Origin of the sequence: Pseudomonas sp. P108, assembly GCF_032613195.1 — a bacterium.
GTDB lineage: Bacteria > Pseudomonadota > Gammaproteobacteria > Pseudomonadales > Pseudomonadaceae > Aquipseudomonas.
In genome coordinates this window covers 4,121,213-4,134,685 of the sequence record NZ_CP126691.1, presented here as the reverse complement: position 1 = coordinate 4,134,685, position 13,473 = coordinate 4,121,213, and the positions used below count along the sequence as shown (strand labels likewise).

The window sequence follows — 13,473 nt, the reverse complement described above, 5'->3', positions numbered from 1 at the left end:
GCCTTACTCCACAAACAAAGTGGCAGGTTGTTCGATCAAGCCGCGAATGGCCTGGATGAAGAGTGCCGCGTCCATGCCGTCGACCACGCGGTGATCGAAGGAGCTGGAAAGGTTCATCATCTTGCGGATCACGACCTGGCCTTTGACGACCATTGGCCGTTCGACGATTTTGTTCACGCCGACGATGGCCACTTCCGGCAGATTCAGCACTGGCGTGCTGACGATGCCGCCCAGTGCACCGAGGCTGGTCAGGGTGATGGTCGAGCCGGACAGCTCATCGCGGCTGGCCTTGCCATTGCGTGCGGCGTTGGCCAGACGCGAGATCTCGGCGGCGCTGTCCCACAGGCTGCGCGCCTCGGCGTGACGCACCACCGGCACCATCAGGCCAACATCGCTTTGCGTGGCGACGCCGACATGCACCGCACCGAGGCGAGTGATGACCTGGGCTTCGTCATCGTAACGGGCGTTCATTTGCGGGAAGTCGCGCAGGGCGACGACCAATGCGCGGACGAGGAAAGGCAGCAAGGTCAACTTGCCACGACTGGCGCCGTGTTTTTCATTCAGGTGCGCACGAAGTTCTTCAATCGCGGTAACGTCGATTTCTTCGACATAGCTGAAGTGTGCGGCACGCTGGGTAGCGTCCTGCATACGCTGGGCGATCTTGCGGCGCATGCCGATCACTTGAATCTGTTCTTCGTCGTTACGCTGGGCGTAAGCGGCGTCGACTGGTGCCGAAGCGTTCGACTGACCTTGCGCCAAGTAGGATTCAAGGTCTTCGTGCAGCACACGACCGGCCGGGCCGGAACCGCGCACCAGACGCAACTGAATACCCAGATCCAGCGCATGTTTGCGCACAGCCGGCGAGGCGAGCGGACGTTCGTCTGCTTCGCGGGCAACCATCGGGCCTTGGCAAACCGCAGCAGGGCGCGGGGCGGCTGGAGCAGGTTTACTCTCAACGACTGCTTCAACCTTCGGAGCCGCAGGTGCTTCTTTTACCGGAGCAGGAGCCGCCGATTCCTTGAGGTTGCCAGCACCTTCAACCTCAATGCTGATCAGCACACTGCCAACCGCCATCACTTCACCCGGCTGACCGCCGAGGGCAATCACCTTGCCGTGTACCGGCGAGGGAATATCGACCATCGCCTTGTCGGTCATCACGTCCGCCAGCACCTGATCTTCAACCACCAGATCGCCAACCTTGACGTGCCATTGCGACAGTTCTACTTCTGCGATGCCTTCGCCGATGTCCGGCATCTTGATAACGTGCGTGCCCATTCAGACCTCCATGACCCGTTTCAACGCCGCGCCCACTCGGGACGGCCCTGGGAAATACGCCCACTCCTGCGCGTGCGGGTAGGGGGTGTCCCAACCGGTGACGCGTTCGATCGGCGCTTCCAGGTGATGGAAGCAATGCTCTTGCACCAGCGACACCAGCTCGGCGCCGAAACCGCAGGTGCGGGTGGCTTCGTGAACCACCACGCAACGGCCGGTTTTCTTCACCGATTTGACGATGGTTTCCAGGTCCAGCGGCCACAGGCTGCGCAGGTCGATGACTTCAGCGTCAACGCCGCTTTCTTCGGCAGCGACTTGCGACACGTACACGGTGGTGCCGTAAGTCAGCACGGTCACGTCCTTGCCCGGACGAGTGATCGCAGCAACGTCCAGCGGCACGGTGTAGTAACCGTCCGGCACCTGGGCTTGCGGGTGTTTCGACCACGGGGTCACCGGGCGGTCGTGGTGACCGTCGAACGGGCCGTTGTACAGGCGTTTCGGCTCAAGGAAGATCACCGGGTCATCGTTCTCGATGGAGGCGATCAGCAGGCCTTTGGCGTCATATGGGTTGGACGGCATCACGGTGCGCAAGCCGCACACCTGAGTGAACATCGCCTCGATGCTCTGGCTGTGGGTCTGACCGCCATAGATACCGCCGCCGCATGGCATGCGCAGGGTCATCGGTGCGGTGAACTCGCCGGCCGAGCGATAACGCAGGCGCGCCGCTTCGGAAATGATCTGGTCGGACGCCGGGTAGACGTAGTCGGCGAACTGGATCTCGGCGACCGGACGCAGACCGTACGCGCCCATGCCAACGGCCACGCCGACGATGCCACTTTCCGAGATCGGTGCGTCGAATACGCGGGAGGTGCCGTACTTGGTCTGCAGGCCCTCGGTGCAACGGAACACGCCGCCGAAGTAACCGACGTCCTGACCGAACACCACCACATTGTCGTCACGCTCAAGCATCACATCCATGGCCGAGCGCAGGGCCTGGATCATGGTCATGGTGGTCGTGGTCATGGCGGTTTCCAACTGAATATTGTTGTTGTGATCGTTCATGTCAGATCCCCAACTGCTGACGCTGGCGCTTCAAGTGCTCCGGCATCTCTTTGTAGACGTCTTCGAACATGGTCGCGGCGCTTGGAATCTGGCCGCCGGCGAGGGTGCCGTACTGTTCGGCCTGTTTCTGCGCGGCAATCACTTCGGCTTCGAGCTCGGCGCTGACAGCGGTGTGCTCTTCTTCCGACCAGTGGCCAACCTTGATCAGGTGCTGTTTGAGACGGGCAATCGGGTCGCCGAGCGGGAAGTGGCTCCAGTCATCGGCCGGACGATATTTCGACGGATCATCGGAGGTCGAGTGCGGGCCGGCACGGTAGGTGACCCATTCGATCATGGTCGGGCCGAGGTTGCGGCGGGCGCGTTCGGCAGCCCAGGCAGATGCCGCATACACCGCGTAGAAGTCGTTGCCATCCACGCGCAGCGAGGCGATGCCGCAACCGACGCCGCGTCCGGCGAAAGTAGTGGCTTCACCACCGGCGATGGCCTGGAAGGTCGAAATCGCCCATTGGTTGTTGACCACGTTGAGGATCACCGGCGCACGATATACGTGGGCGAAGGTGAGGGCGGTGTGGAAGTCCGATTCGGCGGTAGCACCGTCACCGATCCACGCCGAGGCGATTTTGGTGTCGCCCTTGATCGCCGAGGCCATGCCCCAGCCCACGCCCTGAATGAACTGGGTGGCGAGGTTGCCGGAAATGGTGAAGAAACCGGCATCCTTGACCGAGTACATGATTGGCAATTGCCGGCCCTTGAGCGGATCGCGCTCGTTGGACAGCAGTTGGCAGATCAGGTCGACCAGCGGCACATCGCGGGCCATCAGGATGCTTTGCTGGCGGTAGGTCGGGAAGCACATGTCGTCGATGTTCAAGGCCAGGGCCTGAGCACTGCCGATGGCTTCTTCGCCAAGGCTCTGCATGTAAAACGACATTTTTTTCTGACGCTGGGCGACCACCATGCGGTTGTCGTAGATCCGCGTCTTGAGCATGGCGCGCATGCCTTTTCGCAGGATCTCGACCGGCACTTTCTCAGCCCATGGGCCGAGGGCGTTGCCCTGATCGTCGAGCACGCGAATCAGCCCACGAGCCAGGTCGGCGGTGTCGGCAGGTTCGACGTCGATGGAAGGTTTGCGCACCGTACCGGCATCGGTCAGATGCAGGTAGGAAAAATCGGTTTTGCAGCCTGGACGGCCCGAGGGTTCAGGGACGTGCAGACGCAGCGGTTCATACGCTTGGGTCATGGCTTCTACGCTCGATCTTGTGAATTTCTTGTAGTGAGCTGGCAGTCATTCTTCGGTAGAAGAAATCTTGTCCTACAACAATCATAGGCCCGGGCAAGAAGAATATTTATCTCTGTTTCGTTGCGCTGGAGACGATTTGCAGATAGAAATTCTGCATAAACATAAAAAACAGGTGGTTTTGTCTCATGCGCAAACTGGACCGTACCGACATCGGCATTCTCAACAGCCTTCAGGAGAACGCGCGCATCACCAACGCCGACCTCGCGCGCTCGGTGAACCTGTCGCCGACGCCGTGCTTCAACCGGGTCAAGGCCATGGAAGAATTGGGGCTGATTCGCGAGCAGGTCACGCTGCTGGATGCCGATCTGCTGGGGCTGCACGTGAACGTGTTTATTCACGTCAGCCTGGAAAAGCAGGTCGAGGAAGCGCTGCAGCATTTCGAGGAAGCCATTTCCGATCGCCCGGAGGTGATGGAGTGCTACCTCATGGCCGGAGACCCGGATTACCTCATCCGGGTCTTGGTGCCGACCATTCAGTCGCTCGAACGCTTCATGATGGACTTCCTGACCAAAGTGCCGGGTGTGGCGAATATCCGGTCAAGTTTTGCGCTGAAGCAGGTGCGCTACAAGACCGCGCTGCCATTACCCGCTAACGGTTTGACGCTGGGCAGTTGAACGTCAGATGTACTCATAGCGGTAATCGAGCTCTGTGGTGAAGAGGGTTTGCTGGACGGTAAAGGTTTGCTCCCAGGGTGCCAGTTCGTTGGCGGGGTGAAAGATCAGGACGGTTTCATTCATGTCTGTCGAGCCGGCCTCATTGGTAAAGCCGGGAGTGCCAGGATGCTGGTGTTTCCAGCGCTCCCACAACAAGTCGAGGTAGCAGTGGTGCAGGAAGAATATTGGATCATTGGGTGAGGAAGCTTCCCCCATGCTGCCGCCTATCCACGCATGCACCGGATTGTGCAATTCGATTTCCGAGACGTTTTCCCAGCCACTCCCATTCATCCAGTAAGGCGCCCTGTTGAGCGTCGATATGACTGTCTCTGCGCTGGGCAGTGCGCCGATTGCCCCGAGATTTCGACGAATGCCCGTGTTGCCTAGGCCTTCGTCCCAGACCCTTACATCGAATTGCGATTGTTCCCTGGAAAACGGGCCGCTGGTGACACGCTGGTCTTGCAGGTCGTCACCGTTCGAACCCATGAAGTGCGAGGTGAAGGGGTTGTCGGCCCCGGTCAGTTGCCAGTTCCAGTAAGGCAGGGTGATGGTCGGATCACTGGCGGCGGACTGCAGGGCCAGTTCGAACTGGCGGATCAGAATGCGATGCCACGGATAGAACAAGGGGCTTCGATGTGGATTGGGTACCAGCGGACTGGCCCCGCCCATCGAATTCTTGTGGATCTGGACGAAATCATCATAGCGGCATTGCTGCCCGGGTCGCAGGACGCTGTCGACGTTGTTCTTCAGCCTCAGGATGGCATCGATGAATGCGGATTTCTGTTGCGGTGTCATGTCACGGTGATTACGACGAATATCCATATTGCGAAAACTCCATTGAATGTTTGCCCAATGGAGTCTGCTCGCTTACAGGATTTTCACCAGTTCATCACCCTCGACAGCGTTCGTAGGAAAAATAATCCGGTGGCCGGTCGAGCGGTTTTTTCCTATAGGGAATTGAGCGGAATCTTCAGGTAAACCACACCGTTGTCCTCCGCTGGTGGCAGATGTCCGGCCCGGACATTCACCTGAATCGCCGGCAGCAACAGCGTCGGCATACCCAGCCCGGCATCTCGCTTGGTGCGCATTTCGACAAACGCTGCCTCATCGATCCCGTCATGCACATGAATATTGCTTTTGCGTTGTTCGCCGACCGTGGTCTGGCACTGCGAGGCGCGACTCTCCGGTGGATAGTCGTGGCAAACGTAGAGTTTCACGCTGGCGGGGAAGGCCAGCAGTTTGTGGATCGAGGCAAACAGCTGATGGGCATTGCCGCCGGGAAAGTCGCAGCGCGCCGTGCCGACATCGGGCATGAACAGCGTGTCACCGACCAGAATCTGCTCGCCATCGATCAAATAAGCCATGTCCGCCGGAGTGTGGCCGGGGACGTGCAGAGCGGTGGCCTTGAGGTTGCCGATGCGGAACGACTCGTTCGGCGCGAACAGGTGATCGAACTGCGAGCCGTCGACGCAAAACTCCGGCTCCAGATTGAACAGCGTCTTGAACACGTTCTGCACTTTGCTGATCGATTCACCGATGGCGATTTTGCCACCCAGTTCCCGGCGCAGGTAAGGCGCGGCGGACAGGTGATCGGCGTGGGCGTGGGTTTCCAGCAGCCACTGCACCTGCAGGTTGTGCGCGCGAACGAAGGCGATGATCTTGTCGGCTTGGGCGGTGCAGGTACGTCCGGCGGCGCCGTCGTAATCGAGCACCGGATCGACGATCGCGCACTGCCCGCCATCGGCTTCATAGACCACATAGCTGTAGGTCGAAGAGGCGGGGTCGAGGAAAGCTTCAATCTGCGCGGGCATGGACACCAACCTGAACAAGGGAAATGGGTTGCAACACTTTATCTAAAAACATAATGTTCGCAGCTTAAGTGACCTTGAAGGCATCGTGCAAATGCAATCCAGTCTGACCGAATGTGAAGTTGCCCAACTTCGTGCCTCGGCCTCCAAGGCCTGCGCGTTGCTCAAGGCCATGGCCAATGAGGATCGCCTGTTGATCTTGTGTCAACTGACTCAGGGTGAGCGCAACGTCGGCGAACTGGAAAAAATGACCGGTGTGCGCCAACCGACGCTGTCCCAGCAACTGGGCATCCTGCGTGATGAAGGGCTGGTCGCGACCCGTCGTGAAGGCAAGTACATTTTTTACGGCCTTGCCAGTCCGGAAGTCATTCAGGTCATGAAAACGCTCTCCGGATTGTATTGCGGAGCCGTGCTGAAAAGTCTGGGTCATCAATAAATGCCAGCCATGACACTGGTTCAATGTGGGAGCGAGCCTGCTCGCGAAAGCGTTAGGTCAGGCAATTGTTGCATCGACTGACACGCCGCCTTCGCGAGCAGGCTCGCTCCCACATTGGGATTTGTGTGCTGGCTCGAACAATCCTTGCGTGCAGCAAAAGGAACAAGCAATGAACGATCAACACTGGGGCCCATCCATCAGTGCAGACATCGTGGTCATCGGCGGCGGTACGGCCGGTATCGGTTTCGTCGCCAGCCTGCTCAAGCGTGATCCTGCGCTGAAAGTTACCGTGATCGAACCCAGCGCCCAGCATTACTACCAACCGGCGTGGACGCTGGTCGGCGGTGGTGCCTACGACGTCAAAGACACCGCACGGCCGATGAACAAGGTCATGCCCAAGCAAGCGAACTGGCTGCAAGCGGCAGTCACCGCAATCGACCCGGACAAGCGCCAACTCACCCTCAACGATCAACGCACGGTCAGCTATCAAAACCTGATTGTCTGCCCCGGCCTGCGTCTGGCCTGGGAGAAGATCGAAGGCCTGCAGGAAAGCCTCGGCCAGCACGGTGTCACTTCCAACTACAGCTACCAGCATGCGCAATACACCTGGGATCAGGTGCAGAAACTGCGCGGCGGCAAAGCGCTGTTCACCCAACCGGCGATGCCGATCAAATGCGCCGGCGCACCGCAAAAGGCGTTGTATCTGTCCTGCGATCACTGGCGTAAAACCGCCGTGCTGAGCAACATCAAGGTCGAATTCAATCTGGCCGGCGCCGCGCTGTTCGGTGTGGCGACGTTTGTGCCGCCGTTGATGAAGTACATCGAAAAGTACAACGCACAGTTGGCGTTCAATTCGAATCTGGTCAAGGTTGACGGCCCGGCGAAAACCGCGTGGTTCGAGATCAAGGACGCTGAAGGCAACGTCACCCGTGTGGCGAAAACCTTCGATCTGCTCCACGTCGTGCCGCCGCAGGTTGCGCCGGATTTCATTGCCCAGAGCCCGTTGGCCGACGCTGCCGGCTGGTGCGAAGTCAATCCGCACAGCCTGCAGCATCCGCGCTTTCCCGAGGTGTTCGCACTCGGTGATATCTGCGGCACCAGTAACGCGAAAACCGCCGCAGCGGTGCGCAAGCAAGTCGTGGTGGTCGCGGAAAACTTGCTGGCCCTGCGCAAGCAACAACCGCTGCCTCTGAAGTACGACGGCTACGGTTCCTGCCCGCTGACGGTGGAGAAGGGCAAGGTGATCCTCGCCGAGTTCGGTTATGCCGGGAAGTTGCTGCCGACCTTTCCTCTGGACCCGACGGTGGCGCGGCGTTCGGCGTGGTTTCTCAAGGCGACGCTGCTGCCGTGGTTCTACTGGAACGGCATGCTCAAGGGCCGCGAGTGGCTGACTGGTCTGTCCAAGGTTGACTGAGAAAACCCTATGTTGCTGGCAAGTCTGTTTGGCGTGGTGATGGGGTTGGTCCTTGGCTTGACCGGGGCCGGCGGCGGGATTCTTGCGGTGCCGGCGCTGGTGCTCGGGTTGGGCTGGACGATGACCCAGGCAGCGCCAGTGGCGTTGTTTGCGGTCGGCAGTGCGGCGGCGGTCGGGGCTATCGACGGTTTGCGTCATGGCCTGGTGCGCTATCGCGCGGCGTTGTTGATTGCCGCTTTGGGGGCGGTGTTTTCGCCGTTGGGCATTTACTTCGCGCACCAGTTGTCGGAGAAAATCCTGATGGTTCTGTTCAGCCTGCTGATGGTCATGGTGGCCTGGCGCATGCTGCGCCGCGAGCGCCAGCAGGAGGGGCCGAGCGATCACGGTCACGCTAGCTGGGGCCAGAAGAATTGCATGCTCAATGAAGAAACCGGGCGCTTTGACTGGACCGCCAAATGCACCGCTACGTTGGCGGCGCTGGGCGCAATTACCGGCGTGGTGTCCGGATTGCTCGGGGTCGGCGGCGGGTTTTTGATCGTACCGGCGTTCAAGCAACTGACCGATGTGCAGATGCGCGGGATTGTCGCCACGTCGTTGATGGTGATCAGCCTGATTTCGGCGATTGGCGTGATCGGTTCGTTTCACGCCGGTGTGCGGATTGACGGGCAGGGCGCGGCGTTTATTGTCGCCAGCATTGTCGGCATGATCATCGGTCGCAAGCTCTGCGCGCGGGTGCCGGCGCGGGCGTTGCAGGTGGGGTTTGCCAGTGTCTGTCTGGTGGTGGCGGGGTATATGTTGTTGCGGGCGTGAGGTTCTGAAGAAATCGCAGCCCATCAAGGGCTGCGATCTTTCTATCGGCTTACAACACCAAGTGCGGCAACCACAGCGAAAGTGCCGGCACGTAAGTCACCAACATCAACACCAGGAACAGCACGGCATAGAACGGCAGCAGCGCTTTCACAGTGCTCTCGATACTGACCTTGCCTACCGCCGAACCGACAAACAGCACCGCACCCACCGGCGGCGTTATCAATCCGATCCCAAGGTTCACCAGCATGATCATGCCAAACTGCACTGGATCCACGCCGATGCCGAGAATCACCGGCATCAGGATCGGCGTCAGGATCAGGATCAGCGGCGCCATGTCCATCACCGTGCCGAGCAACAGCAGCATGACGTTGATGCACATCAGGATCACGTAGCGGTTGTCCGACAGGGTCAGAAATGCCGTGGTGATCTTCGCCGGAATTTGCATCAGGGTCATGATGTAGCCGAAGCTCGCCGCGAAACCGATCAGGATCATCACGATCGAAATCGTCCGCACCGTGCGGTGCATCAGTTTCGGCAGTTCGCTCCACTTGTAGTCGCGGTAGATGAACATGGTCACGAAGAATGACCAGAGCACGGCGATGGCCGCCGACTCGGTAGCGGTGAAGATGCCGGACAGGATGCCGCCGAGGATGATCACCATCGCCATCAGGCCCCAGAGGGCTTCGCCGACGATTTTCAACGCCTGGCGCATCGGGATCACTTCACCCTTGGGATAATCGCGCTTTCTCGCGAAAATCAGACACAGCACCATCAGGCAGGCGCTCATCAGCAAGCCCGGCACGATGCCCGCCATGAACAGCGAGGCAATCGAAACCGTGCCACCGGCAGCCAGGGAGTAGAGCACCGAGTTATGGCTGGGCGGGGTCAGCAGGGCTTGCACCGAACCGCTGACGGTCACGGCGGTGGAGAAGTCCCGTGGATAGCCCTTGCGTTCCATTTCCGGAATCAGCACCGAACCCACCGACGCGGTGTCGGCCACCGACGAACCGGAGATCGCGCCGAAAAAGGTCGAGGCGACAATGTTGACCAGTGACAGGCCACCGCGCACAAACCCCACCAGCACCCCGGCACACGCCACCAATCGACGCGACATGCCGCCCTCGGCCATGATCGCACCGGCCAGCACGAAGAACGGAATGGCCAGCAGCGAGAATTTGTTCACCCCCGAAGCGACCTGAATCATCACCGCCTGGAACGGAATGTCGATCCACCATGCACCGATCAGCGCGGCCGCGCCCAGCGCGTAGGCGACCGGCATGCCGATCAGGATCAAAGCGATAAAACTGCCCAGCAGTATCAGAGCGTCCATTAAGCGGCACCTTCACTTTCTTCAACCAGGTCGAACTGCACGACGCGCCGTTTGCTCTGGTCACCGAGCAAGAGTTTTTCCAGCACGAAAATCAGCGTCAGCAAGCCGCCCACGGGAATGGGCAAGTAGGTCACGCCAACGCGCAGATCGGGCAGGGCTGCCATGAACTGGTTCCAGGTGGACATGCACAACTTGGCGCCCCAGATCGTCATGAAGATGCAGATCGCCGCCATCAGCAGCTGGGAAAAAATCGCCGCCGCAGATCTCACGTGCGCTGGCATGCGATCGGTGAGCATGGCCACGGCCATGTGCGCGCCGGCGCGGTAACTGGCGGCGGCGCCGATGAAGGTAAACACCATCATCAGCAGGATCGCCGTGGGCTCGGGCCAGCTCGAACCGGTGCCCAGGACGTAGCGGGCGAACACGCCCCAGGGAATCATCAGGGAAATCGCCAGGACGGAAAGGCCGGCGACCCAGATGCACGTCATGTAGATCTTGTCGTTGATACGCAGCAGTAGATTCTTCATCGGGTTCCACCGTAACCGGGCGCGCCGCAGTCATCGGGCGCACCGGGCCTTGTTCATGAGGACGGAGCGGGAGGCGTTACTGAACGGCTTCGATTTTCTTGATCAGGTCGGCATACTTCGCGCCGTACTTTTCCCGCACCGGTGCGGTGGCGTCGTAGAAGGGTTTTTTGTCGACCTCGATGAACTCGACGCCGGCGGCCTTGAGTTTTTCTTCACTGGCAGCGGACTTCTTGTCCCACAGCACGCGCTCTTCGGCCTGGGCAGCCTTGGCGGCTGTCTTGACCAGCGCCTGTTGATCCGGGGTCAGTTTTTCCCAGGTGATTTTCGACATCACGATCGGCTCTGGCAGGATCAGGTGACCCGTGAGGCTGTAGTACTTCGCATTCTGGAAGTGGTTGTGTTCGAGCAGGGTTGGCGGGTTGTTTTCCGCGCCGTCGATCACGCCGGTCTGCAGGGCGCTGAAAATTTCACCGGTGTCCATCGCGATGCCGTTGCCGCCCATGGCGTTCATCATGTCGATGAACATCGGGTTGCCTTGCACGCGGATTTTCATACCCTTGAGGTCTTCGAGCTTGCGCACCGGTTTCTTGGTGTAGACGTTGCGCGTGCCGCCGTCCATCCAGGCCAGGGCCACCAGGCCGAACTCAGAGTTGGTGATTTTGTCGAGGATCTCGTCGCCCACTGCGCCGTCGATGACGTTACGCATGTGTTGATGGTCGCGGAAGATGAACGGCATGTTGAACACGTTCACGTCCGGGACCACGGGGCCGACGATACCCAGGCTGACGCGAGACAACTGTACGGCGCCGACTTGCATCTGCTCGATGACTTCCTTTTCGGAGCCCAGCACACCGCCGGGGAAGTATTGGAAGGTCAGTTCGCCGTTGGTCTCCTTGGTCAGGGTCTTGCCCATGTTTTCTTCGGCCACCACGGTTGGGTAACCGGCGGGGTGAATGTCAGCGAATTTGAGTTGCAGTGCCTGAGCGGCGCCAGTGAAGGTAAACATCAGCGGGAGTGCAGCGGCCAGCAAGGTGCGTTTGAAGTTCATGGGGGTGAGTCTCCAGTCTTGTTATTTTTGTGTTCAAGGCGCAGCGGTGCAGCAGAGGCGGGTGTTACAGGGAATCGTCGAACAGCGGTTCTTCCAGGCCTTTGACGCCGGGGTTGAGGGCGAACACGCCGCCGGCCAGGGATTGCGGGTCTTGGTCGTCGCCGGGGCGAATCGAGGTCACGAACAAGGTGTCCATCCGGCTGCCGCCGAAGGCGCACATGGTCGGTTTTTTCACCGGCACGGCCAGCGAGAAGTCGAGTCGGCCGTCCGGCGCGAAGCGGTGAATGAGGCCGGCGTCGTTGGCGCAGATCCAATAGAAACCTTCGGCATCCACGGCGGCGCCATCCGGGCGGCCGGGGAAGTGGTTCATGTCGACGAAGACGCGGCGGTTCGACGGTGTGCCGGTATCGGTGTCGTAATCGAACGCCCAGATCAATTGCACGTCGGGGTGCGAGTCGGACAGGTACATCGTCTTGCCGTCGGGGCTGAAACCGAGACCGTTGGGCACGATGAAGCCGTCGAGCTGCGCTTCGATCACGCCAGACTGCCCGGCGCCGTAGCGGTAGAGCCGGCCTTCGGTCGCACTCAGGCCCATGTTCAGCACCATGCTGCCGGCCCAGAACCGGCCTTGACGGTCGCAACGGCCATCGTTCAGACGCATGTCTTTGCGGCCGTGCTCGACGCTGACAAGTCGCTCGCTGTCGAGGCTGCCGTCGCTGTGCGGATGCAGATGAAAGAAACCGCTCTCCATGCCGGCGACCCAGCCGCCACGGCTGTGGCGGGCGATGCAGGCGAGCATTTCCGGGGTTTTCCAGGCATGCACATGGCCGGTGTCGGCGCTCCAGCGTTGCAGGCCGCCGTTGGGAATGTCGACCCAGTACAGCGCGTTTTCCTGTGGTACCCAGACCGGGCTCTCGCCCACGGCGTTGCGGGCATCGACGATCAGTTCGGCTTGCATACTCAATCCCTTGTGTCGTTATCAGAGTGATCAGTCGCCGAACGGTCCGGCGGCGACAAACGCGCCGCCCTGATAGATTCGCGCCGGATCATCGGCTGCCGGCATCGGCTGCGCTTCGACTTTTTCGCGGAACACTTCGGAGCTGTCCTTGGCCTCGAAGCCGAGATGACTGGCGAAGCGGTTGTCCCACCAGACGTCTTTGTTGTCGGACATGCCGTAGACCACGGTGTGGCCGACGTTCGGCGTGTACAGCGCGCGTTCGAGCAATTGCGTGAGGTCGTCGAAGCTCAGCCAGGTGTGCATCATTCGGCGGTTTTGCGGCTCGGGGAACGAGGAGCCGATGCGGATGCTGACGGTCTCGATGCCATAGCGATCGAAGTAGAAACTGGCCATGTCTTCGCCGTAGGACTTGGACAATCCGTAATAGCCATCGGGGCGGCGCGCGGAACTGGCGTCGAGCGGCTCGTCCTGTTTGTAGAAGCCGATGACGTGGTTGGAACTGGCGAAGATCACCCGTTTCACGCCATGCCGGCGCGCGGCTTCGTAGATGTGAAACACACCGCAGATGTTGGCGCCGAGGATTTCTTCGAATGGCCGCTCCACGGAGACGCCACCGAAATGCAGGATTGCGTCGACGCCTTCGACCAGTTGATGCACGGCGTGTTTGTCGGCGAGGTCGCAGACCACGATTTCTTCACGATCATCGACAGCCGGGGTGAGGGCGGCGATGTCCGACAGGCGCAGGACATTGGCATAAGGGCGCATCCGTTCGCGCAGGACTTTGCCCAGGCCACCGGCGGCGCCGGTCAGCAGCAGACGGTTGAACGGGGCGCGGGGAGTAGAGGTGGACGTCATGGC

The 13,473-nt window shown here is 60.2% G+C and carries 14 protein-coding genes; 4 read left to right on the top strand and 10 right to left on the bottom strand.

Annotated features, from left to right (window positions below):
* Positions 1-3: 3 nt before the first annotated feature.
* Genes QOM10_RS18060 through QOM10_RS18050 form a run of 3 tightly spaced genes read right to left on the bottom strand, consistent with a single transcriptional unit; the run spans position 4 to position 3,571 of the window.
* Entirely contained in the window at positions 4-1,275 is a 1,272-nt protein-coding gene (locus tag QOM10_RS18060; RefSeq protein ID WP_316916682.1) for a dihydrolipoamide acetyltransferase family protein, read from the bottom strand.
* Positions 1,276-2,334 (bottom strand): alpha-ketoacid dehydrogenase subunit beta, encoded by a 1,059-nt coding sequence (locus QOM10_RS18055; protein WP_003224000.1) that lies wholly within the window; start codon positions 2,332-2,334, stop codon positions 1,276-1,278. It lies immediately after the preceding gene.
* A gap of 1 nt (position 2,335) precedes the next feature.
* Positions 2,336-3,571 carry a 3-methyl-2-oxobutanoate dehydrogenase (2-methylpropanoyl-transferring) subunit alpha gene (locus QOM10_RS18050; RefSeq protein WP_316916681.1) on the bottom strand — a complete coding sequence of 412 codons (1,236 nt, stop codon included), beginning with the start codon at positions 3,569-3,571 and terminating at the stop codon, positions 2,336-2,338.
* Positions 3,572-3,756: 185 nt separating this feature from the next.
* Here QOM10_RS18050 and bkdR point away from each other — a divergent pair, with 185 nt between their 5' ends.
* Entirely contained in the window at positions 3,757-4,245 is a 489-nt protein-coding gene (bkdR, locus tag QOM10_RS18045; protein WP_016985245.1) for a Bkd operon transcriptional regulator BkdR, read from the top strand.
* Positions 4,246-4,248: 3 nt separating this feature from the next.
* On the opposite strand, the gene QOM10_RS18040 is transcribed toward bkdR, so the two are convergent.
* Both QOM10_RS18040 and QOM10_RS18035 read right to left on the bottom strand, forming a co-directional pair.
* Positions 4,249-5,106, bottom strand: a complete 858-nt coding sequence (locus QOM10_RS18040; protein ID WP_316916680.1) for a tyrosinase family protein — start codon at positions 5,104-5,106, stop codon at positions 4,249-4,251.
* Positions 5,107-5,231: 125 nt separating this feature from the next.
* Positions 5,232-6,095: an MBL fold metallo-hydrolase gene (locus QOM10_RS18035; protein ID WP_150650392.1), complete on the bottom strand. Its 864-nt coding sequence runs from the start codon at positions 6,093-6,095 to the stop codon at positions 5,232-5,234.
* A gap of 91 nt (positions 6,096-6,186) precedes the next feature.
* Here QOM10_RS18035 and QOM10_RS18030 point away from each other — a divergent pair, with 91 nt between their 5' ends.
* The 3 genes from QOM10_RS18030 to QOM10_RS18020 all read left to right on the top strand — a co-directional run bounded on the left by QOM10_RS18030 (position 6,187) and on the right by QOM10_RS18020 (position 8,752).
* Entirely contained in the window at positions 6,187-6,528 is a 342-nt protein-coding gene (locus tag QOM10_RS18030) for an ArsR/SmtB family transcription factor (protein ID WP_007915092.1), read from the top strand.
* Positions 6,529-6,697: 169 nt separating this feature from the next.
* Positions 6,698-7,942 carry an FAD/NAD(P)-binding oxidoreductase gene (locus QOM10_RS18025; RefSeq protein ID WP_316916679.1) on the top strand — a complete coding sequence of 415 codons (1,245 nt, stop codon included), beginning with the start codon at positions 6,698-6,700 and terminating at the stop codon, positions 7,940-7,942.
* Between the two features lie 9 nt (positions 7,943-7,951).
* A complete protein-coding gene (locus QOM10_RS18020; protein WP_102899274.1) occupies positions 7,952-8,752 on the top strand; it encodes a sulfite exporter TauE/SafE family protein in 801 nt (266 codons plus the stop codon).
* A 49-nt stretch (positions 8,753-8,801) separates the two neighbouring features.
* Here QOM10_RS18020 and QOM10_RS18015 read toward each other — a convergent pair whose 3' ends face one another.
* The 5 genes from QOM10_RS18015 to QOM10_RS17995 all read right to left on the bottom strand — a co-directional run bounded on the left by QOM10_RS18015 (position 8,802) and on the right by QOM10_RS17995 (position 13,470).
* Positions 8,802-10,082, bottom strand: coding sequence for a TRAP transporter large permease (locus QOM10_RS18015; protein ID WP_127928758.1), 1,281 nt, complete (start codon positions 10,080-10,082; stop codon positions 8,802-8,804).
* Positions 10,082-10,609, bottom strand: a complete 528-nt coding sequence (locus tag QOM10_RS18010; RefSeq protein ID WP_150650396.1) for a TRAP transporter small permease — start codon at positions 10,607-10,609, stop codon at positions 10,082-10,084. The genes QOM10_RS18015 and QOM10_RS18010 overlap by 1 nt, the downstream gene beginning before the upstream one ends.
* Before the next feature lie 76 nt (positions 10,610-10,685).
* Complete coding sequence (locus QOM10_RS18005; RefSeq protein WP_095118327.1) at positions 10,686-11,657, bottom strand: TRAP transporter substrate-binding protein; 972 nt, start codon at positions 11,655-11,657, stop codon at positions 10,686-10,688.
* A gap of 64 nt (positions 11,658-11,721) precedes the next feature.
* A complete protein-coding gene (locus QOM10_RS18000) occupies positions 11,722-12,615 on the bottom strand; it encodes an SMP-30/gluconolactonase/LRE family protein (RefSeq protein WP_316916678.1) in 894 nt (297 codons plus the stop codon).
* Positions 12,616-12,645: 30 nt separating this feature from the next.
* Positions 12,646-13,470 carry an NAD(P)-dependent oxidoreductase gene (locus QOM10_RS17995; protein ID WP_316916677.1) on the bottom strand — a complete coding sequence of 275 codons (825 nt, stop codon included), beginning with the start codon at positions 13,468-13,470 and terminating at the stop codon, positions 12,646-12,648.
* Between the last annotated feature and the right edge of the window lie 3 nt (positions 13,471-13,473).

Excerpts from the sequence above, each read along its gene's own strand:
- QOM10_RS18055 (WP_003224000.1), bottom strand. The coding sequence starts at position 2,334 with ATGAACGATCACAACAACAATATTCAGTTGGAAACCGCCATGACCACG.
- QOM10_RS18020 (WP_102899274.1), top strand. The coding sequence starts at position 7,952 with ATGTTGCTGGCAAGTCTGTTTGGCGTGGTGATGGGGTTGGTCCTTGGC.
- QOM10_RS18010 (WP_150650396.1), bottom strand. The coding sequence starts at position 10,609 with ATGAAGAATCTACTGCTGCGTATCAACGACAAGATCTACATGACGTGC.
- QOM10_RS17995 (WP_316916677.1), bottom strand. The coding sequence starts at position 13,470 with ATGACGTCCACCTCTACTCCCCGCGCCCCGTTCAACCGTCTGCTGCTG.
- QOM10_RS18035 (WP_150650392.1), bottom strand. The coding sequence starts at position 6,095 with ATGCCCGCGCAGATTGAAGCTTTCCTCGACCCCGCCTCTTCGACCTAC.
- QOM10_RS18050 (WP_316916681.1), bottom strand. The coding sequence starts at position 3,571 with ATGACCCAAGCGTATGAACCGCTGCGTCTGCACGTCCCTGAACCCTCG.
- QOM10_RS18030 (WP_007915092.1), top strand. The coding sequence starts at position 6,187 with ATGCAATCCAGTCTGACCGAATGTGAAGTTGCCCAACTTCGTGCCTCG.
- QOM10_RS18015 (WP_127928758.1), bottom strand. The coding sequence starts at position 10,082 with ATGGACGCTCTGATACTGCTGGGCAGTTTTATCGCTTTGATCCTGATC.
- QOM10_RS18005 (WP_095118327.1), bottom strand. The coding sequence starts at position 11,657 with ATGAACTTCAAACGCACCTTGCTGGCCGCTGCACTCCCGCTGATGTTT.
- QOM10_RS18000 (WP_316916678.1), bottom strand. The coding sequence starts at position 12,615 with ATGCAAGCCGAACTGATCGTCGATGCCCGCAACGCCGTGGGCGAGAGC.
- QOM10_RS18040 (WP_316916680.1), bottom strand. The coding sequence starts at position 5,106 with ATGGATATTCGTCGTAATCACCGTGACATGACACCGCAACAGAAATCC.
- QOM10_RS18025 (WP_316916679.1), top strand. The coding sequence starts at position 6,698 with ATGAACGATCAACACTGGGGCCCATCCATCAGTGCAGACATCGTGGTC.
- QOM10_RS18060 (WP_316916682.1), bottom strand. The coding sequence starts at position 1,275 with ATGGGCACGCACGTTATCAAGATGCCGGACATCGGCGAAGGCATCGCA.
- bkdR (WP_016985245.1), top strand. The coding sequence starts at position 3,757 with ATGCGCAAACTGGACCGTACCGACATCGGCATTCTCAACAGCCTTCAG.